20 protein-coding genes and 1 tRNA gene are annotated in these 18,043 nt (G+C 62.5%); 2 read left to right on the forward strand and 19 right to left on the reverse strand.

Annotated features, from left to right (window positions below):
- Positions 1-3: 3 nt before the first annotated feature.
- Positions 4-576, forward strand: a complete 573-nt coding sequence (locus K5X80_RS11665) for a urate hydroxylase PuuD (RefSeq protein WP_222557903.1) — start codon at positions 4-6, stop codon at positions 574-576.
- A 64-nt stretch (positions 577-640) separates the two neighbouring features.
- Here K5X80_RS11665 and K5X80_RS11670 read toward each other — a convergent pair whose 3' ends face one another.
- The 9 genes from K5X80_RS11670 to K5X80_RS11710 all read right to left on the reverse strand — a co-directional run bounded on the left by K5X80_RS11670 (position 641) and on the right by K5X80_RS11710 (position 7,774).
- On the reverse strand, positions 641-2,578 hold the full coding sequence (locus K5X80_RS11670; protein WP_502778311.1) for a potassium transporter Kup: 1,938 nt from the start codon (positions 2,576-2,578) through the stop codon (positions 641-643).
- A gap of 102 nt (positions 2,579-2,680) precedes the next feature.
- Positions 2,681-3,310 (reverse strand): tetratricopeptide repeat protein, encoded by a 630-nt coding sequence (locus K5X80_RS11675; RefSeq protein ID WP_222557904.1) that lies wholly within the window; start codon positions 3,308-3,310, stop codon positions 2,681-2,683.
- The gene (locus K5X80_RS11680) at positions 3,307-3,687 is read right to left on the reverse strand and encodes a cytochrome c-type biogenesis protein (RefSeq protein ID WP_283249310.1); all 381 of its coding nucleotides are present in this window, start codon (positions 3,685-3,687) and stop codon (positions 3,307-3,309) included. The genes K5X80_RS11675 and K5X80_RS11680 overlap by 4 nt, the downstream gene beginning before the upstream one ends.
- Before the next feature lie 32 nt (positions 3,688-3,719).
- A complete protein-coding gene (locus K5X80_RS11685) occupies positions 3,720-4,235 on the reverse strand; it encodes a DsbE family thiol:disulfide interchange protein (RefSeq protein ID WP_222557906.1) in 516 nt (171 codons plus the stop codon).
- A gap of 14 nt (positions 4,236-4,249) precedes the next feature.
- The gene (locus tag K5X80_RS11690) at positions 4,250-6,205 is read right to left on the reverse strand and encodes a heme lyase CcmF/NrfE family subunit (RefSeq protein ID WP_222557907.1); all 1,956 of its coding nucleotides are present in this window, start codon (positions 6,203-6,205) and stop codon (positions 4,250-4,252) included.
- A complete protein-coding gene (gene ccmE, locus K5X80_RS11695) occupies positions 6,202-6,660 on the reverse strand; it encodes a cytochrome c maturation protein CcmE (protein ID WP_222557908.1) in 459 nt (152 codons plus the stop codon). Before ccmE ends, K5X80_RS11690 begins: the two co-directional genes overlap by 4 nt.
- Positions 6,657-6,797 carry a hypothetical protein gene (locus tag K5X80_RS11700; protein ID WP_222557909.1) on the reverse strand — a complete coding sequence of 47 codons (141 nt, stop codon included), beginning with the start codon at positions 6,795-6,797 and terminating at the stop codon, positions 6,657-6,659. Before K5X80_RS11700 ends, ccmE begins: the two co-directional genes overlap by 4 nt.
- A 6-nt stretch (positions 6,798-6,803) precedes the next feature.
- A complete protein-coding gene (ccmC, locus tag K5X80_RS11705; protein WP_283249311.1) occupies positions 6,804-7,523 on the reverse strand; it encodes a heme ABC transporter permease CcmC in 720 nt (239 codons plus the stop codon).
- A gap of 174 nt (positions 7,524-7,697) precedes the next feature.
- Positions 7,698-7,774: transfer RNA gene (locus tag K5X80_RS11710), tRNA-His, on the reverse strand.
- A 142-nt stretch (positions 7,775-7,916) separates the two neighbouring features.
- On the opposite strand from K5X80_RS11710, the gene K5X80_RS11715 reads away from it, so the two are divergent.
- On the forward strand, positions 7,917-8,549 hold the full coding sequence (locus tag K5X80_RS11715; protein WP_222557911.1) for a prolyl hydroxylase family protein: 633 nt from the start codon (positions 7,917-7,919) through the stop codon (positions 8,547-8,549).
- A 93-nt stretch (positions 8,550-8,642) separates the two neighbouring features.
- Here K5X80_RS11715 and rpmE read toward each other — a convergent pair whose 3' ends face one another.
- From rpmE to pyrH, 10 genes are all read right to left on the reverse strand, one after another.
- Positions 8,643-8,870 (reverse strand): 50S ribosomal protein L31, encoded by a 228-nt coding sequence (gene rpmE, locus K5X80_RS11720; RefSeq protein ID WP_222557912.1) that lies wholly within the window; start codon positions 8,868-8,870, stop codon positions 8,643-8,645.
- A 96-nt stretch (positions 8,871-8,966) separates the two neighbouring features.
- Positions 8,967-9,431, reverse strand: a complete 465-nt coding sequence (fabZ, locus tag K5X80_RS11725; protein WP_222557913.1) for a 3-hydroxyacyl-ACP dehydratase FabZ — start codon at positions 9,429-9,431, stop codon at positions 8,967-8,969.
- Between the two features lie 21 nt (positions 9,432-9,452).
- Positions 9,453-10,136, reverse strand: coding sequence for an OmpH family outer membrane protein (locus K5X80_RS11730; protein ID WP_222557914.1), 684 nt, complete (start codon positions 10,134-10,136; stop codon positions 9,453-9,455).
- The gene (bamA, locus tag K5X80_RS11735; RefSeq protein ID WP_222557915.1) at positions 10,136-12,745 is read right to left on the reverse strand and encodes an outer membrane protein assembly factor BamA; all 2,610 of its coding nucleotides are present in this window, start codon (positions 12,743-12,745) and stop codon (positions 10,136-10,138) included. Before bamA ends, K5X80_RS11730 begins: the two co-directional genes overlap by 1 nt.
- Positions 12,746-12,911: 166 nt before the next feature.
- The gene (gene rseP, locus K5X80_RS11740) at positions 12,912-14,027 is read right to left on the reverse strand and encodes an RIP metalloprotease RseP (RefSeq protein WP_261390514.1); all 1,116 of its coding nucleotides are present in this window, start codon (positions 14,025-14,027) and stop codon (positions 12,912-12,914) included.
- A 1-nt stretch (position 14,028) separates the two neighbouring features.
- A complete protein-coding gene (gene dxr, locus K5X80_RS11745; protein ID WP_222557916.1) occupies positions 14,029-15,180 on the reverse strand; it encodes a 1-deoxy-D-xylulose-5-phosphate reductoisomerase in 1,152 nt (383 codons plus the stop codon).
- Positions 15,180-15,896: a phosphatidate cytidylyltransferase gene (locus K5X80_RS11750; RefSeq protein ID WP_222557917.1), complete on the reverse strand. Its 717-nt coding sequence runs from the start codon at positions 15,894-15,896 to the stop codon at positions 15,180-15,182. Before K5X80_RS11750 ends, dxr begins: the two co-directional genes overlap by 1 nt.
- Positions 15,883-16,527: a polyprenyl diphosphate synthase gene (gene uppS, locus K5X80_RS11755; protein WP_222560446.1), complete on the reverse strand. Its 645-nt coding sequence runs from the start codon at positions 16,525-16,527 to the stop codon at positions 15,883-15,885. The genes K5X80_RS11750 and uppS overlap by 14 nt, the downstream gene beginning before the upstream one ends.
- Before the next feature lie 113 nt (positions 16,528-16,640).
- Positions 16,641-17,198: a ribosome recycling factor gene (gene frr, locus K5X80_RS11760; protein WP_222557918.1), complete on the reverse strand. Its 558-nt coding sequence runs from the start codon at positions 17,196-17,198 to the stop codon at positions 16,641-16,643.
- 2 nt (positions 17,199-17,200) lie between these two features.
- Entirely contained in the window at positions 17,201-17,923 is a 723-nt protein-coding gene (pyrH, locus tag K5X80_RS11765; protein WP_222557919.1) for a UMP kinase, read from the reverse strand.
- Positions 17,924-18,043: the final 120 nt, after the last annotated feature.

The raw sequence follows: 18,043 nt of genomic DNA on the forward strand, positions 1-18,043 counted from the left end.
TACATGGCAAAATTTTTCGGCAACTTGCATCTCGTGCTGCTGGTGGGGTTGGCTGCGGCAATCGCACTCATGGTCGCCTTCCAGCTTACGGCGCCAGTCGATCCCAATTCGATTCTGCGCTGGCTTCATCTGTTCTTCGGCATCGTCTGGATCGGCCTGCTCTATTACCTGAATTTCGTCCAGGTCCCGACCATGCCGACAATCCCGGATGAACTGAAACCCGGCGTTTCCAAGCATATTGCGCCCAAGGTGCTGTTCTTCTTCCGTTACGGCGCGCTGCTGACGGTTCTGACCGGCCTCGCCATCGCGCATGTCAGCGGTTACCTCGGGCAGGCGCTGTCTTTCTCAGGCCAAGGCAACGTCAACCTGATCGGCGTCGGCATGTGGCTGGCCCTGATCATGGCATTCAACGTGTGGTTCATCATCTGGCCGGCCCAGAAGAAAATCCTCGGCCTCGTCGAAGCGACGCCGGAGGAAAAGGCCGCCGCCGGCCCGCGGGCCCTGATCGCCAGCCGGACCAACACCCTGCTGTCCCTACCCATGCTCTATGCGATGGTCAGCGCCAATCTCGGTTGATCGATAGCAGGACGAAAAAGGGGCGCCCCGCTATGCGGCGGCGCCCCTTTTCGTATCGGAACGCTCAGATTTCCACCTGGCTTCCGAGTTCGACGACCCGGTTGGTCGGCAGGCGGAAGAAATCCATCGGCGACGCCGAATTACGCATCATCCAAGCGAACAGCTTTTCCCGCCAGATCGCCATACCGGGGTTCTTGGCCGACAGCAGCGTCTGCCGCGAGAGGAAAAAGCTTGTCTGCATCATATCGAACGGCCCGCCGCAGATATGGCGGTTCTGGAGCGCGGTGGGAATATCGGTTTCCTGCATGAAGCCATACCGCAGGATCAGGCGGAAGAAGCCATCTCCCAGATCCTTGACCGAGCACCGCTCCTTCTCGGAGATATACGGCACATCGGCGATATCCACCGTCAGGATCACCACCCGTTCGTGCAGCACCTTGTTGTGCTTGATATTGTGCAGCAGCCCTGAAGGCACACCATCGGTGCTGGAGGCCATGAAAATCGCGGTGCCCGGAACCCGTACCGCGCTGCTCGCCGACTTGATGAACACTTCCATCGGCAGGCTGGCTTCGGCCATGCGGTCGCGCATCAGCTTGCGCCCGCGCGCCCAGGTGGTGAGCATGGTGAAGGCGACCGCACCGACCAGCAGCGGGAACCACCCACCATCGGGGACCTTCATGAAATTGGCCGCGAAATAGGCACCGTCGACAATGAAGACCACCGCCAGCACCGGCAGGGCCAGCCACCATTTCCACTTCCACACCGCCAGCAGGACCACCGCCAGCAGGCAGGCATCGATCAGCATCGCGCCCGTCACCGCGATCCCGTAGGCGGAGGCGAGATTCGAGGAATTCTGGAACATCAGCACCAGAACGATCACTGCGATCATCAGCGCCCAGTTGATGACGGGAATGTAAATCTGCCCGGCTTCGGTCTCATTGGTATGGCGGATCGACAGGCGCGGAATGAAGCCGAGCTGGATCGCCTGATGCGTGATCGAGAATGCGCCCGTGATCACCGCCTGGCTGGCGATGAAGGTGGCGAAGGTGGCGAAAATGACCAGCGGCAGGCGATAGGGTTCCGACGCCAGCATGAAGAACGGGTTCTGGATCGCTTCGGCAGCAGCCGCCGCATCAAGGCTGAGGATCATTGCCGCCTGACCGAAATAGTTCAGCAGCAGGCAGGGCATCACGAAACCGAACCAGGACAGGCGCAGCGGCCCCCGGCCGAAGTGGCCCATATCGGAATAGAGCGCTTCCGAACCCGTCACCGCCAGAACGACAGAGCCCAGCGCAAGGAATGCTAGCAGCCGGTCGCTCATGAAGAACTGGAATGCGTAATACGGATTGAGCGCCACCAGCACTTCGGGCGAGGACACGATATGGATGATGCCCAGGATGGCCAGGATCACGAAATAGGTGATCATTACCGGCGCGAACAGCTTGCTCACCTGCTCCGTCCCGCGTTTCTGCAACAGGAACAGGCCCACCAGCAGCACCAGCGCGATCGGCAGGACAAGCGGCTGGAGCTTGCTTTCGACGACTGTCAGCCCTTCGACGGCGGACAGCACCGAAACGGCGGGCGTGATCATGCTGTCGCCATAGAACAGCGCGGTGGCGAACACGCCCAGAATCACCACCAGCCAGCCGTAGCCGGACCCGCCGATAAACCGTGACAGCAGCGCCACCAAAGCCAGACTGCCGCCCTGCCCCTTGTTGTCGGCGCGCATCAACAGGCCAACATACTGGATCGACACCACCAGGGTCATCGACCAGAAAATAAGGCTTGTCACCCCCAGCACATGCAGGTCATCCAGCGCCAGCGGATGGGGGCCGACGAAAGTTTCACGGAAAGAATAGAGCGGGCTCGTCCCGATATCGCCGAACACGATACCAATCGCCCCGAACGCCATCTTCGCGATATTCGATTCGCGGCTGTGGCCATTCGTCTGGGACGGCAGCGAAGGAGGAGGAGAATCACCCAAATCGGCGGAATCGGTCATCAGGAAGTAACGCCCCTGTTGCCACTATCCCCACGCAACCGGATGTCCAGCGGAGGGGCGGTGGCGCTTAGCAGCATGCCTATCACGCCGCAACAGCGGAAGCTACTGCCCTGCGATGCGCCGCATCAGTCCTTCCAGCGCGCCGATGCGTTGCTCCAGATCCGCGCGCCACGCCGCATCAGCCGGAGTCTTGCGCAAGGCTTCGCGCCACAGCTTGTCCGCCTCGATCAGCCGGCCGCCACGAATCATCGCCACGCCGAGGAAAAAGGCGGGCGCGGCGCTGTCCGGCGCTGCTTCGCCCGCCTTGCGATAGGCGTAAAGCGATGCGGGCGTCAGTTGCCCCTCGGCCTGTTCGACCAGGGCATTGGCCATCGCCAGCCAGGCGTCGCTGTCCTCGGGGTTTTCACGCACGGCCCCGCGCAGGATTCCCGCAGCCTTGGCGTAATCGCCCCGTCGGGCAAAGCCATCGGAAATGATGGCGAAATTGCTCTGCGGCGCACCTTCGGCGAAGCTATGCCGTGCGGCCACCAGGGCCGAACCGTCCTCGGCCGCGGCGATTGCAGCATTCTTGGGCTGGCCTGCCTGATAGGCTTGCCCCTGCCAGGCATAGCCCGCCAGCCCCAACATCAGCGCCACACCGAGAAGCGCCCATTGCGGCCGGGGCACGCGGAACAGCAGAACCGCCGCCGCCCCCGTCGCCAGCGCAAGGGCGATCACCATGGCCCAGATCATGCGCGTCTTCCCAGCTTGCGCCAAAGGACGAGCCCGATCACGCACAGGAAAATCAGCGGAACCACGAACAGCGGCCACGTCGCCCCATCGAAACGCGGGGCGAAGCTGACATAATCGCCATACCGTTCGACCAGCCAGGCGCGGATAGCCTCCGGCTCCTCACCCGCCGCAATCCGCAACCGTACCTGATGGCGCATGTCGCCCGCCATCGAAGCGTCGGAATCCGCGATCGACTGGCCCTGGCACTTGAGGCACCGCAGCGTCTCCATCAACGCCTTGGCTTTCGCCTCCTGCGCCGGATCGTCGAGCTGGCGATAGGCGTAGGGTGCGGGCGGCAGCGAATCCTGCGCCATCGCCGGAATGGTCCCCAGCGTCATCCAGAGGATAAGGAACAGGGCAAGCGAAGCTCTCACTTGCTCGCCTCCTTCAGCTTTTCGATCAGCATCGGCACATGTTCCGCCCGGATATCGCCGATATGCTGGTAACGGATCACCCCCTTGCCATCGACGACGAAAGTTTCGGGAATGCCGGAGGAGCCGATGCCCATCTGCACCGTGGACCGATCGTCCGCCCCGATACGGCTATAGGGATTGCCATAACGGGCGAGAAACTGCGCAACATCGTCCGGGCGGTCTCTGATCGCCACGCCGACGATTTCTACCCCCTGCTTGCGCAAGGCTTCGAGTTGCGGCGCTTCGGCCGCACAGGGTACGCACCAGCTCGCCCAGATATTCAGCAGGCGGGCCTTGCCGTCCGCCATGTCGGTGTTGGCCAGACCCGGAACGTCCGCTGCCGCCCGCAGCGCGAATTGCGGCAGCGGTTTGCCGATCATCGCGCTTTCCACTTCCCTTTCCGCGGGATTGCGCAACTGCATGGCGAACAGCACGACAAAGCCGAGAAAGAGCGCCAGGGGCAGCCAGATCATCCATTTCCTGCCCATCACGCCCCCCGCACTTTCGCGAGTTCGTCCTTGCGGCTGGCGATCTTGCCCAGCGCGGCACGGCGGCGCAGATCGGTCGCGACCCGGCCGATGAGCGCCAGCAAGCCACCCAGAGCCACCAGCAGGCCGCCATACCAGATGCAGGTCACGAACGGTTTCCACCACAGGCGCAACTGCCAGCGGCCATCATCCGTTTCATCGCCCAGAACGGCATAGAGCTGGCCGTTCCACCGCGTCAGCAACGCGCTCTCGCTGGTTTGTTGCGGCGGGGTCCAGAAACTGCGGGCCTGCGGGGCCACAGCGATAGCTTTGCCATCCCGATAGCGGGCGCTCAGCCGCCCTTCGAGCGCGGTCCAGTTCGGCCCCGCGACAGGCTCTACCGCATCCAGCCTGACTTGCCACGGCCCCACCTCGGTCACCTCGCCTACGCGGGCGGCGGCAAGCTTTTCAACGGTCAACGCGCTGTCAGCCGCCATCCCGAACAGGCACAGCCCCAATCCGAAATGTGCAACAACCATGCCCCACACGGCCAGCGGCAAGCGCAGAAGATTGCGTCCGCGCAAGGGCAGGAGGCTGGCAACCATCAGCACCACCGACAAAGCCAGGCCGATCAGCGGCAACACTCCGAACGGCCGCCAAACCAGCAGGCCAATCAACAGCGCGACGAACAGCAGGCCACCGGCAATAAGGGGCCCCCGGACCCGCGCCACCCGGTCACGCCGCCAGCGCAGCAGCGGCCCGATGGCCATCACCACCAGCATCGGCACCGCGAAAATCGCACCGACCGGATTGAAATAGGGCGGTCCGACAGAGACTTTCACACCGAAAGCTTCCGTCAACAGCGGATAGAGCGTGCCCAGCAGCACGATCCCGAGCAAAGCGGACAGCATCACGTTGTTGAACACCAGCGCACCTTCGCGGCTGGTGACGGAAAACCGTTCCCCTTCCGCGATTGATCCGGCCTTGAGCGCGAACAATGTCAGCGCCCCGCCGATATAGATCGCCAGCAGGACAAGGATGAAGCTGCCCCGTTCCGGATCGACGGCAAAGGCATGAACGCTGGTGAGAATGCCCGAACGAACGAGGAACGTGCCGACCATCGACATCGAGAACGCCACCACACCCAGCATCACCGTCCACGCCCGTAGTGCATCGCGGGCTGCCAGGACGCTGACCGAATGGAGCAGCGCCGTCCCGGCCAGCCACGGCATCAGCGAGGCGTTTTCCACCGGGTCCCAGAACCACCAGCCGCCCCAGCCCAGCTCGTAATATGCCCAATAGCTGCCGGCCGCGATGCCGATAGTGAGGAATATCCACGCCCCCAGCACCCACGGGCGCATGACTTTGGCGAATGTGGGGCCCACCTGCCCGGTCAACAGCGCGCCCACGGCAAAACTGAACGCGACGGACAGACCGACATAGCCGAGATAGAGCGTCGGCGGATGAAAGGCGAGGCCGATATCCTGCAACAGTGGATTGAGCCCCATCCCTTCCGCAGCCGGTCGCGGCAAGCGTTCGAACGGATTGGAGGAGAACAGCAGGAACGCGTAGAAGCCGAGCCCGACAAACGCCTGCGTTGCCAGCGTGGCAAGGATCGTCCGCTCCGGCAGGCGCCGTTCCAGCAGGGCGATCAGCGCCCCCATCCCGGCCATAACCGCCACCCACAGCAGCATCGAGCCTTCATGGTTGCCCCATGTGCCGGCCAGCTTGAAAATAAACGGCTTTGCCGAATGGGAATTGGCCACCACCAGCTTGACCGAAAGATCGGTTCGGATGAACAGCAGCATCAGCGTAGCGAAGGACAAGGCGGTTAAAACGCCCTGCAGGATTGCCAGCGGGCGCGTGAGGCCCGCCAACCCTTCCCCGCCGCGCAGAGTTACGATGCCGGCGAACAGTTGCAGGCCCGCCAGTGCGGCGGCCAACCACAATGCGGCGAGGCCGAATTCCGCGATCACCGGGTTTCCGCCACAGCCGCCTGGGCCTGTGCTTCCGTCATGTCCTTCAATTCACGGGGAACATAGTTTTCGTCGTGCTTGGCCAGCAGATTGTCCGCCACGAAGATTCCGCTGCCATCCAGGCGGCCTTCCGCGACCACGCCCGATCCTTCAACGAACAGAGCGGGCACAATCCCCGCATAACGCACCGGCCTCCGCGCTTTTCCGTCACCGACAACGAAGGCGATCGTCACCCCGTCCGCCATGGTCTTGATTGAGCCCTGCTCCACCATGCCGCCCAGACGCACGGCCTGCCCCACCTCTGGTGGATTCTCCGCCATTTCGCTGGGCACGTAGAAATAGTTGGCCTGGCTGCGCAAAGCCCATGCCGCCAGCAAGCCCGCGCCGATCAGCGCGGCAAGAGCGATCACCACCAGCACGAGCCGCTGATGCTTGGCCTTGATCCCGGTGTTCATCGTCTCTTGATCCTGTCGCGCCGCGCTTCGGCCCGGCGCATGGCCAGCCAGCTCCACCCGGCCACGGCGAGCGTGCCGACAACTCCGATGGCATAGGCCGCGAGGACGAATGTCCACTGATCGAGCGCTTCACGCATAGACGCTCATGCCTCCAGCGCTTTACGGCGCAGCCGCGCCTCTGCCTGGATGTTGGCCAGCAAAGCCCGCATCCGCGCCAGGACGATGCCACCGAACAGCAGCGAAAAACCGAGCATCGCGGCCAGCAGGGGCCAGAGAAACACCGGATCGATGGCCGATTTTCCGACAGTGATGCTGGGCGGTTGATGGAGCGAGTTCCACCACACCACCGAACGGTTGATGATCGGCACATTGATCGCACCGACCAGGCCGAAAATCGCCGGAATCCGGCTCGACGCGCCATCCCGTTCCGCCGCGCCCGCCAGCGCGATATAGGCGAAATAGAGGAACAGCAGCACCAGAAAGCTGGTCAACCGGCCATCCCAGACCCACCATGTGCCCCATGTCGGCCGTGCCCAGATCGAACCGGTCAACAGGCAGATCGCGGTGAAAGCCGCGCCGGGGACCGCCACCCCTCGCGCCGCGATGCTGGCCAGCGGATGCCGCCACACCAGTTGAACCAGGCTGGCGATCGCAATCGCGGCCCATCCCCCCATGCCCAGCCATGCAGCGGGCACGTGGATGAAGAGGATGCGCACCGTATCCCCCATCAATCGATCCGGCGGCACGACGAAAAAACCCCAGGCGAGCGCCACGGCAGCGATCAGCAGGCCGCTGCCGAACAGCAGCGGAGTCAGCCAGCGCGCCAGCTTCAAAAAACGGGTCGGATTGGCAAAACCGTGCATCATGAGACCTAGGCTGCGACCCTTGGCAGGTGCGGCCCGGATAGACAAGTGCGACCGGATTGTATCACCGATTAAGGCCGTAATTGCCCGCCTTGCGGTGCTCGTTCAGGATTGATGCGGTTCACTTGAACCGAAGGAGCACCGTTACAAATACGGAGCACACCGCAGAAAAGCTGGGGCGACCGAGGGGTCTCGAACCCCCGACCTCCGGTACCACAAACCGGCGCTCTAACCAACTGAGCTACGGTCGCCACTCCAGCATCGCGCCATTCGCAAAGGGAACGGCGTCGGCGGCGAGCCTCTGGCATAGAGCGCGCGCTTTGGGAAGTGAAAATCGCGTATCATGCACAGGGAATTATTTGCGCGGGCGACCGGGCAAGCTATCCCTGTTGCATGACGCGACCCGGCGACACTTCGGCGCAACGCCTGCTTACGTGGCCCGGTATCCGGCGCACGCCAACGCCGCTGCTTGAACTGTTCACCATACCGCGTTTTCTCGATGCGGCGCATTGCGCAGGGCTCATCGCGCTGATCGACGCCAACCGCCGCCCCTCCACCATTGCCGACCCCAACGGCGACGCTTACTTCCGCACCAGCGAAACCTGCGATCTCGATCACGGGGAACCGGCGGTGACCATGCTGGAGGAGTTGCTGTTCCATCTCAGCGGAATCGATCCCACGCACGGGGAGGCGCTGCAAGGGCAACGCTACGATGTGGACCAGGAGTTCAAAGCCCACACCGACTATTTCGAGCCTGGCGGCATGGATTACCACCGCTATTGCGCAACCGCCGGGCAGCGCACCTGGACGGCGATGATCTATCTTAACGAGCCCGTTGCAGGGGGTGGCACGCGCTTCAAGCAGATCGGCAAGACGTTCCAGCCGGAAACCGGGAAATTGCTGATCTGGAACAATCGCCATGCCGATGGGCGGGTGAATCCGGTCACGCTTCACCACGGCATGAAAGTGCGCAAGGGAATCAAATACGTGATCACCAAATGGTATCGCGAATATCCGTGGCGATGATTGCCCAGTGAAGGCGTGTATGAAATGCCGGACAGGAACAAAAAAGGCGGCCCCAAGGCCGCCTTTTCGGTAATCGATGCAGTCGCGCGTCGCTTACTGCTTCTTGAGCGAGAGGCCGCCGAAACGCTTGTTGAAGCGCGCCACCTGGCCACCTTCGTTGACCACGCGGTTGCCGCCCGTCCAGGCCGGGTGGCTGGTCGGATCGATTTCCAGCGCCAGCGTGTCGCCTTCCTTGCCCCAGGTCGAGCGGGTTTCGAACACGGTGCCGTCGGTCATCTGCACCTTGATCGTGTGATAATCTGGATGGGTATCGGCCTTCATGGCGATCATGCTCCGTAAACGCGAGCCGGTTCCGACCGGCTCTTCGGATGGATAGAATGCGGCGCCCATAAAGGCGAGCGCCGCGAAAAGCAAGGATTACTCCCCTTCGGCGGGGGGATCGGCAATCATCGCGGTGAACTGCACTTCGCAGGCCACTTTGTCGCCCAGCATGGCCTTGCCCCAGAACTTGCACACCCGTGCGCGCTTCTGGACAAAACCGACATGCAGATCGAGCAGACAGCCGGGTTCCACGGGATTGCGGAACTTCGCATCCTCGATCGCCATGAAATAGACCAGCTTGCCCGACCCGGCGAGTTCCAGCGATTCGATCGCCAGAATCGCCGCCGATTGGGCGAGCGCTTCGATGATCAGAACGCCCGGCATGATCGGCCTTCCAGGGAAATGCCCCTGGAAGAACTGTTCGTTGAAGCTGACCGCCTTGACCGCGTGAATTTCCTCACCGACCGTCAGCTTCTCCACCCGGTCAACCAGAAGGAGAGGATAACGGTGCGGCAGAGCATTGAGAATCTTACGAATATCGTAAGATTTGACTTCGCTCATCAGATTGCCCCCGCCAAGCTCTTAGCGGCCGCTGGTGGCCGGTTGAGTCGCCGCCGGAGCAGCCGCAGGTGCGGCAGCGCCCTGCTGTTGCTGCTGCGCGGCCTGCTGCTCACGCATCTGGCGCGGCAGCCAGCCCTGCGGCGGCACCAGTTGCGCCGACGGCAGCACAGCGTTCAGTTCGTTCAGCACCTGCTGCGTCAGATTGTAGCCTTCGTCAGCGTGCAGCACCGAATCGGGCGTCAGGACCAGACCGATCTTGCTCTTCGACGCGGCGGCCTTGATCGCTTCATCGATCTTGTCGTTGATCTGTTCTTCGACATAAGCGCTCGACAGCGCCACCGGCTGCAGGATCGACTGGATCTCACGCTGGCCGTTCTGTTCGATCTGCTGGATCGTGTTGGCCTGCTGCTGCAGCGAAGGCACATTCGGATTGGCCGCCTGGCTTTCGGCGTTGAACTTGTCGACCAGCGGCTTGAGCTGCGCTTCAACCTGCGCCTTCTTGGCCTTCGCCGCGTCAAGCTGCGCCTTGTACGTTACCGGACGCTGCTGTTCCGCGTTCTTGTACGCGTTCGAATTGGCGATCACGGCGCTGTAATTGACGATACCGATACCCTTGACGACCTGCGCGGCGGCAGGTGCGATGGCGATGGGAGCAGCCGAGAGAACGAGACCGGCAGCAACGGCCGATTTGAGAAGAAGCTTCATCAGAATTGGGTCCCTACGTTGAACGAGAATGCCTTGGTGTCATCGCCCTTGACCTTGAGCAGAGCCTTGGCGAAGTCGATCCGGAGCGGACCGAACGGTGAGTTCCAGTTGACGCCCACGCCGATGCTGACACGCGGCCGGGGCGTATTGCCGAGAAATTCTTCCTTGAACGGATAAGCCGCAATCACGTTTTCCGTCTTCCCGTCCGGAGCCAGCTTCTCGGTCGTATAGATTGGCGTATCAAGCTGCTTACCGTCAGCACCCACGTATTGCAGGTAGAGCGGCGTTTCGAGACTGCCCGTCTTGGGCGTCGTCAAACCCCAGACAGCGCCCGCATCGACAAAGATGGAGGGCCGCAGACCCATTTCACGGGCGCCGCTACCCATCGGAATTTCAAGCTCCGCCCGAGCGACGTAATAAGCGTGACCGCCCAGTGCGTCGTCGGTTGCATCGCTGCGGCTGGTATTGACCGTGCCATCGTCATTCAGGCGATAACGGATAACGCGCGGGCCAACGCCGCGGATATCGAAGCCGCGAATCTGAGGCTCGCCAAGGAAGAAGCGGTCCGTGATGCGAACATCGTCAACACCTTCGCCGCCGCGCTTCTTGAACGACTTGATATAGCCGCCTTCGGCCGAAACCGAAAAGATGAAGCCACCGCCCACCGGCCAGTACTTCGAAGCCTGCCCCGTAAAGCGGGCATAGCGCACATCGCCGCCCAGCCCCGCGAAATCGATACCCACGGTGACATTGTGGCCGCGCGTCGGGCGATAGCGGCTGTCGCGCGTGTCATAGACCAGCGACGCACCGATCATCGAGCTGAGATCCTTGCCCAGGGCATCGCACAGATAACGGCCCGCCAGCAGCGGATCGCACTGCTTCACACCCGGCGTTTCACGATCGGTGTAGAACTGATCGTCCAGCGAAACGTCGTCATAGTTCAGGGTATACCGCCCGATGGCCGAAAGATATTCGGTCAGCGGCACGCCCACACGGGCTTGGAAACCGGTCGTCGAACGCTTGTAGGTCGTGTTCCGCTTGCTGCCGAAATAGTTCCAGCTGTTCATGTCGCGGCGATAGACATCGAGACCGAACGACACGTTGTTGTCGAACAGGTAAGGCTCCACGAAACTCACCTGCGCAGCCTTGGTGTAGCGCGAGAAGTTGAGGCTCAGGCCCAGCGTCTGTCCCCGGCCGCGGAAGTTGTTCTGGCGGATCGAGCCGGAAAGGATGAAGCTTTCAAGGCTGGAGAAGCCCGCCGAAAGCTGCAATTCGCCGGTCGGTTTTTCCTGAACGTTCGCTTCGAGCACGATCCGGTCGGGCGCACTGCCTTCCTTCTGCTCGACTTCGAAGTTCTCCTGAAAATAGCCCAGCGACTTGATGCGGTTGGTGGTCCGCTTGATCTTGAGAGAGTTGAACGCGTCGCCTTCCGCGATACGGAATTCGCGGCGGATCACCTTGTCCTGCGTCAGAGTGTTGCCGTTGATGTTGACTTTCTCGACATAGACGCGCGGCGCTTCGGCCAGCGTGAAATCCACCGACATGGTGAGATTGTCTTTGTTGCGGCGGAAATTCGGCCGCACATCGGCAAAGGCATAACCCAGCGAACCGGCGGCTTCGCTCAGGCTCTCGACCGTGTCTTCGACTTCCTTGGCGTTGTACCAGTCGCCTTCCTTCATCGGCAGCTTGGCGGTGAGATCCGCGCTCTTGAAGTCGCGAAGCTGACTTTCCACGTTGACGGGGCCGAACTTGTACCTGTCGCCTTCCTCGACGACGTAGGTGATGATGAAGTCCTTCTTGTCCGGGGTCAGTTCGGCCACGGCCGAAACAACGCGGAAATCGGCATAGCCTTCCGTCAGGTAGAACTGGCGCAGCTTCTGCTGGTCGAAAGCCAGACGATCCGGATCATAGCCGGTGTTCGAACTGAACAGGCGGAAGAAGCGCGCCTGCTTGGTCACCATCTGCTCTCGCAGGTCGCCGTCGGAGAATTTCTCGTTGCCGATGATGTTGATCTGGCGGACCTTGGATTTCGGCCCTTCGCTGATCTCGTACACGATATCGACGCGGTTCTGCTCAAGCTCGACCATCTTCGGTTCTACAGTGGCGGCAAAGCGGCCCTTGCGCTTGTACAGTTCGATGATGCGGGCCACATCGGCGCGCACTTTGGAACGGGTGAAGATCTGCCGCGGCGCCATCTTGATCTCTGGCAGGATCTTGTCGTCCTTGATCCGCTTGTTCCCTTCCAGGATGATGCGGTTGATGATCGGGTTTTCCTTTACCTGGATCACCACATTGCCGCCTTCGTTGCGGATCGACACGTCCGCGAACAGTTCGGTGGCGTAAAGGTCCTTGAGCGCCTGGTCGGCGGCGGCCTGGGTATAGGGCTGCCCTTCGCGAAGCTGGATGTAGCTGAGGATCGTCTGCTGCTCGAGGCGCTGCGACCCCACGACAGTGAGCGAACGGATCGTTTCCGCATCGGTTGGGGCCGCGCTCAACAGCGGGGGAGCGGTCTGCGCATCCTGGGCATATGCGGCAACAGGCACACCACCGAGGATCGTTCCGCCCAGCAAGATCACTGCCAGACGCGAAGCGTTGTAATTATTGCCCATGCGGCTCAAGTCCCGTCCAAAGTTCGACACGGTAATTCCCATCGTTCGACGGCTGCCCCAATACGGCAGGGCAACCGCAGCAAACAATCGCCGCCCTGTGCCCGATCAACAGACACCAATCAAGCGGAAGCACATTACGATTGCCTGCCTTGCATTCCTTTCCCGGCTAGCTCCCGAAGATCGGCAGCGAGATCAGGTCGTTTATCGTCACGAAAAGCATCAGGGCCAGCACGAGCGCCATGCCGGTCCGAAATGCCCATTCCTGACTTTGTTGGCCAAGCGGCTTCCGGCGAACCGCCTCCACGGCATAGAAAGCCAAATGCCCGCCATCAAGGGCCGGGATTGGCAAGAGATTGATGAATGCCAAGTTAATTGAAATGAGCGCCACAAAGTACGCAAAAGCACGCCATCCAAGCGTCAACTGCTCGCCGGAATACTTGGCGATCTTGATCGGTCCGCCCAGTTCCTCGACCGAGCGCCGCCCGGTCACGATCTGGCCGATCCCCTGGACCATCATCACCACGATATCGCCCGTCTGGCGCACGCCCAAAGTCACCGCTTCGACCGGCCCGACATCCTGCAATCGCCCGGTGACGGACGCGACACCGAGGCGGCCGATACGAAATTCGTTGCCGAAGCGGTCACGCTCCACAACTTCGGGGACACGGAACGGAACATCGAAAGTCCGTTCCTCGCGCGTTACCGTCAGCACCATGTTCGCGCCGGGATTGGGCACCACACGGTTGCGCAGATCGTCAAAACTGGTCACCGCCTTGCCATCGACGGCGGCGATGCGATCCCCCGGCGCCAGCCCCGCTTCGGCCGCGGCGGAACGTTCCGCCACCGCGCCGATCACCGGCGGCACCACCATTTTGCCGTATGCGAAATTGAACGCGGCCAGGATCGCCACCGCCACCGCAAAATTGGTGAATGGCCCCGCGGCGACGATCAACGCGCGCTGCCACAAGGGCTGCGCCTGGAACGTCTGCGCCCGTTCCTTCTCGGGCAAGGCCAGCCATTCCTCGCTCGGCTGGCTGGCGGGATTCATATCGCCTGCGAACTGGACATAGCCGCCAAGCGGCAAGGCCGAGAGCTTCCACCGGGTTCCACGGCGATCCGTCCACCCGAACAGTTCCTTGCCGAAACCGATGGAAAACGCCGTCGCCTTGACCCCGCACCAGCGGCCCACAAGATAGTGGCCGAGTTCGTGAACCGTCACCAAAGGCCCCAGCACCAGCAGGAAGCCGACGATCATCACGAAAATAGAGGGGGATTCGGTCAATTCAGGCCTGCTCCAGCAATGCACGCGCGCGCAAACGTGCTTCATGGTCGATTGCAAGCACATCGTCCAGCGATGAAGGCGCAGATGGCACCCCCGCCGCGAGCACGCGTTCGACATTTGCGGCGATACGCGTGAACCGGATCTGTCCGGCGAGGAACGCGGCGACCGCAATTTCGTTGGCTGCGTTCAGCACGGCAGGCGCCGCCCCGCCCGCCTGCGCCGCCTCGCGCGCCAGCCGCGTGGCCGGGAAACGCACCTCGTCAGGCGCGAAAAACGTGAGTTCGGCCAGGGCTGCCAGATCGAGCGATGGCATCGGCGTGTCCATCCGCTGTGGCCAGGCAAGGCAGGACGCGATCGGCACGCGCATATCGGACGGGCCAAGCTGCGCGAGGCTGGAACCGTCGCGATATTCGACCAGCGAATGAACGACGCTTTGCGGATGCACCACGATCGAAAGCCGGTCGAGCCCGACCGGGAACAGGTGCCAGGCCTCGATCAGTTCCAGCCCCTTGTTGAACATGGTCGCGGAATCGACGCTGATCTTCGCGCCCATGTCCCAGTTGGGATGTTTCACCGCCTGCGCGGGCGTGGCCGCATCGAGTTGTTCCTGCGTCCAGGTGCGGAACGGGCCGCCGCTGGCCGTCAGCGTGATACGCCGGACATCGGTCGGAGCGTTGGCGCCGAGGCACTGGAAAATCGCATTGTGCTCGGAATCGAGCGGCAACAGCGTTGCCCCGTACCGTTCCACGGCGGCCATCATCACGTCGCCTGCGGAAACCAGCGCTTCCTTGTTCGCCAGGGCCACGGTCTTGCCCTGCTCGATCGCGGCCATGGTCGGTGCCAGCCCGGCACAGCCGACAATCGCCGCCACTGTCATATCCGCCCCTGCCGCCGCGGCGGCACAAAGCCCCTCTACCCCGCCCGCAGCGGCGATACCGCTTCCCGCCAGCGCCTCGCGCAATTCCGGCAGGCGCGTTTCATCGGCGACAACAGCCATTTCCACGCCGAATTCCCGCGCCAGGCGCGCCAGTTCAGCGGCATTGCCGTTGGCGGTCAGCGCAACGACGCGCCACGCATCACGATTGCGGCGAATAAGGTCCAGCGTCGATGCGCCGATCGAGCCCGTGGCTCCGAGGATGGAGATGGTTCGCATCACGCTATCCGCAAAAGGGGAACAAGCACACCGGCGATAATCGCCACGGGCAACAGGCCATCGACGCGATCGAACACGCCGCCATGGCCGGGAATGAGCTGCGAACTGTCCTTGACGCCCGCGCGCCGTTTCAGCCAGCTTTCAAAGAAATCACCTGCTTGCGCGGCCACAGCCAGAATGGCCCCGATGGCGAAGCTTCCCGCATGGGTCACTAACCCGGCACCGCTTCCAGCAGGCATGAGCGTTCCCGTTGCGCGGAAGTGCTGCAAGACGGCCAGTGTAAAAATCCCGGCGGCGATCATGCCGCCGACCAGCCCCGCCCAGGTCTTGGACGGGCTGATTGCCGGGGCGATCTTCGGCCCGCCAAACGTGCGCCCGGAGAAATAGGCCCCCGTATCGGTGCAGACCACCACCCCGATCACCCACGCGACCATCGGCAGCGCCAGAGTCATGAGCCCGAATGCAGCCAGCGCGATATAGAACGCGCCCAGCCCGAGGGAGAGCAGGCGCAACCCGGCGCCCATGTCGATACGGGCGATCAGTCGGGCCATTTCCGCCAGCGTCACCAGAGCAACCGCGCCGACGAACGCCTTGAATGCCATGCCGCCGAGCCAGACCGCGCCCCCGGCAACCGCCAGCATGACCACCGCCGAGGCGAAACGCACCGGCAGATCGCTTTTGGCCTTGGGGGAAACCGGCGTATCAGCGCCCGCCATAGCGGCGCTCCCGCCCGGCGAAGGAGGCCAGCGCGTCTTCCAGATGCGCGGGCGTGAAATCGGGCCAGAGCACGTCGGTGAACCACATTTCCGCATAAGCGGCCTGCCACAGGAGGAAATTGGACAGGCGGATTTCGCCCGACGTGCGGATCAGCAGATCGAGCGGCGGCAGATCAGCCGTATCGAGATGCCGCTCGATCGCCTCCACGGTTACCGCGCCTTCGGCTGCGGCGGCAGCGGCCGCCCGGGCGATTTCCTGCTGCGACCCGTAATTGAGCGCCACGGCCAGAGTGCCCGCGCGCCCTTGCGCCGTATGCGCCAGCGCCTGATCGAGTTGTTCGACAAGGTCCGGCGACAATGCTTTGTAATCGCCGATGATCTTCAACCGGATACCGTTGGCGATCAGATCCTTGAGATCGCTTTTCAGAAAGCGCTTCATGAGCGCCATCAGGTCGTCGACCTCATCTTCCGGCCGCTTCCAGTTCTCGGACGAAAAGGCATAGAGCGTCAGCACGTCCAGCCCGCTGCCCGGCAACGCCCTGACCAGCTTGCGCACCGCTTCCGCGCCCCGCTGATGACCCATGGCGCGCGGCAGGTGGCGCTTCTTCGCCCAGCGCCCGTTGCCATCCATGATAATGGCCACGTGGCGCGCGCCATCCGCGCGCCGCGCAATCGGACGCGCATCAGGGCTCTCTGTGGCGCTCTCACTGTCATCCAGCGGAGCCAGCGAAGGCTGGCGCTCGTTCACTGGCTGAGGATTTCCTTTTCCTTGTGCTCGGCGGCTTCGTCGGCCTGCTTCACATACTGGTCGGTCAGCTTCTGGACTTCCTCTTCCTTGCGCTTGCGATCGTCCTCGCTGATTTCCTTCTTCTTCTCATCGTCCTTCAGCGCTTCCATACCGTCGCGGCGCACGTTGCGGATCGCGATGCGGGCCTTTTCGGCATACTGGCCCGCCAGTTTGGCCAGTTCCTTGCGCCGTTCAGCGGTGAGATCGGGGATCGGCAGGCGGATGTTCTGGCCGTCGGTCATCGGGTTGAGGCCCAGACCAGCCTGACGGATGGCCTTTTCCACCGGGGTCATGTTCGACTTGTCCCACACCTGCACGCTCAGCATACGGGGTTCGGGCGCGGACACGGTGGCAACTTGGTTGAGCGGCATCATGGCGCCATAGACCTCGACCTGAATCGGATCGAGCAAAGTGGTGTTGGCACGCCCGGTGCGCAGGCCCGAAAGATCGCTCTTGAGCGCTTCCACCGCGCCGGACATCCGGCGTTCGATATCGGCCTTGTCGTATTTTGCCATGGTCAGCCTTCCTTCTGCACTATCGTCTGGACGCCCCGCCCTTCCAGAACCCGGGCAAGATTGCCCTTCTCGCGGATCGAGAACACCACGATGGGAATGGAATTGTCGCGGCACAGAGCCACGGCGGATGCGTCCATCACCTTCAGATTATCTGCCAGAACCTTATCGTAACTGACTGTATCATATCGCTTTGCCTGCGCGTTTTTCTTCGGATCGGAATCATAGACCCCATCCACGCTGGTGCCCTTGAACAGGGCATCGCAGCGCATTTCCGCCGCGCGCAGGGCTGCGCCGCTGTCAGTGGTGAAATAGGGGCTGCCGACACCGGCCGCGAAAATCACCACCCGGCCCTTTTCCAAATGCCGTTCCGCGCGGCGGCGGATCACCGGTTCGCACACCGTGTCCATCTGCACCGCCGATTGCACGCGGGTGTGCACGCCCAGTTGCTCCAGCGCGCTCTGCATCGCCAGCGCGTTCATCACCGTGGCAAGCATGCCCATATAGTCGGCCTGCGCCCGGTCCATGCCTTGCGCCGCGCCGGCCATGCCGCGAAAGATGTTGCCGCCGCCGATCACCAGGCAGATTTCCAGCCCGGTATCCTTCGCCGCTTTCACTTCCTTCGCCAGTTCGGCCACGAAGGCCGGATCGATGCCAAATTGCTGATCCCCCATCAGCACTTCGCCCGAAAGCTTGAGCAGGACGCGCTTATAGGTCGGTTTGGTCATCGGACGGGAATCTCACTCGGAACAGGCGTCGCCCTTATAGAACGACAGATGGCGGTGCCAAGGGGCGGACACAGCGGTTTTCAGGCACAAAAATCCCCGCGCGACGCAGGCCGCGCGGGG

The sequence above is a fragment of the Caenibius sp. WL genome, from assembly GCF_019803445.1.
GTDB lineage: Bacteria > Pseudomonadota > Alphaproteobacteria > Sphingomonadales > Sphingomonadaceae > Caenibius.

Coding starts and splice junctions, on each gene's coding strand:
- K5X80_RS11665 (WP_222557903.1), top strand. CDS start 4: ATGGCAAAATTTTTCGGCAACTTGCATCTCGTGCTGCTGGTGGGGTTG.
- K5X80_RS11670 (WP_502778311.1), bottom strand. CDS start 2,578: ATGACCGATTCCGCCGATTTGGGTGATTCTCCTCCTCCTTCGCTGCCG.
- K5X80_RS11675 (WP_222557904.1), bottom strand. CDS start 3,310: ATGATCTGGGCCATGGTGATCGCCCTTGCGCTGGCGACGGGGGCGGCG.
- K5X80_RS11680 (WP_283249310.1), bottom strand. CDS start 3,687: ATGACGCTGGGGACCATTCCGGCGATGGCGCAGGATTCGCTGCCGCCC.
- K5X80_RS11685 (WP_222557906.1), bottom strand. CDS start 4,235: ATGATCTGGCTGCCCCTGGCGCTCTTTCTCGGCTTTGTCGTGCTGTTC.
- ccmE (WP_222557908.1), bottom strand. CDS start 6,660: ATGAACACCGGGATCAAGGCCAAGCATCAGCGGCTCGTGCTGGTGGTG.
- K5X80_RS11700 (WP_222557909.1), bottom strand. CDS start 6,797: ATGCGTGAAGCGCTCGATCAGTGGACATTCGTCCTCGCGGCCTATGCC.
- ccmC (WP_283249311.1), bottom strand. CDS start 7,523: ATGCACGGTTTTGCCAATCCGACCCGTTTTTTGAAGCTGGCGCGCTGG.
- K5X80_RS11715 (WP_222557911.1), top strand. CDS start 7,917: ATGACGCGACCCGGCGACACTTCGGCGCAACGCCTGCTTACGTGGCCC.
- rpmE (WP_222557912.1), bottom strand. CDS start 8,870: ATGAAGGCCGATACCCATCCAGATTATCACACGATCAAGGTGCAGATG.
- fabZ (WP_222557913.1), bottom strand. CDS start 9,431: ATGAGCGAAGTCAAATCTTACGATATTCGTAAGATTCTCAATGCTCTG.
- K5X80_RS11730 (WP_222557914.1), bottom strand. CDS start 10,136: ATGAAGCTTCTTCTCAAATCGGCCGTTGCTGCCGGTCTCGTTCTCTCG.
- bamA (WP_222557915.1), bottom strand. CDS start 12,745: ATGGGCAATAATTACAACGCTTCGCGTCTGGCAGTGATCTTGCTGGGC.
- dxr (WP_222557916.1), bottom strand. CDS start 15,180: ATGCGAACCATCTCCATCCTCGGAGCCACGGGCTCGATCGGCGCATCG.
- K5X80_RS11750 (WP_222557917.1), bottom strand. CDS start 15,896: ATGGCGGGCGCTGATACGCCGGTTTCCCCCAAGGCCAAAAGCGATCTG.
- uppS (WP_222560446.1), bottom strand. CDS start 16,527: ATGGATGGCAACGGGCGCTGGGCGAAGAAGCGCCACCTGCCGCGCGCC.
- frr (WP_222557918.1), bottom strand. CDS start 17,198: ATGGCAAAATACGACAAGGCCGATATCGAACGCCGGATGTCCGGCGCG.
- pyrH (WP_222557919.1), bottom strand. CDS start 17,923: ATGACCAAACCGACCTATAAGCGCGTCCTGCTCAAGCTTTCGGGCGAA.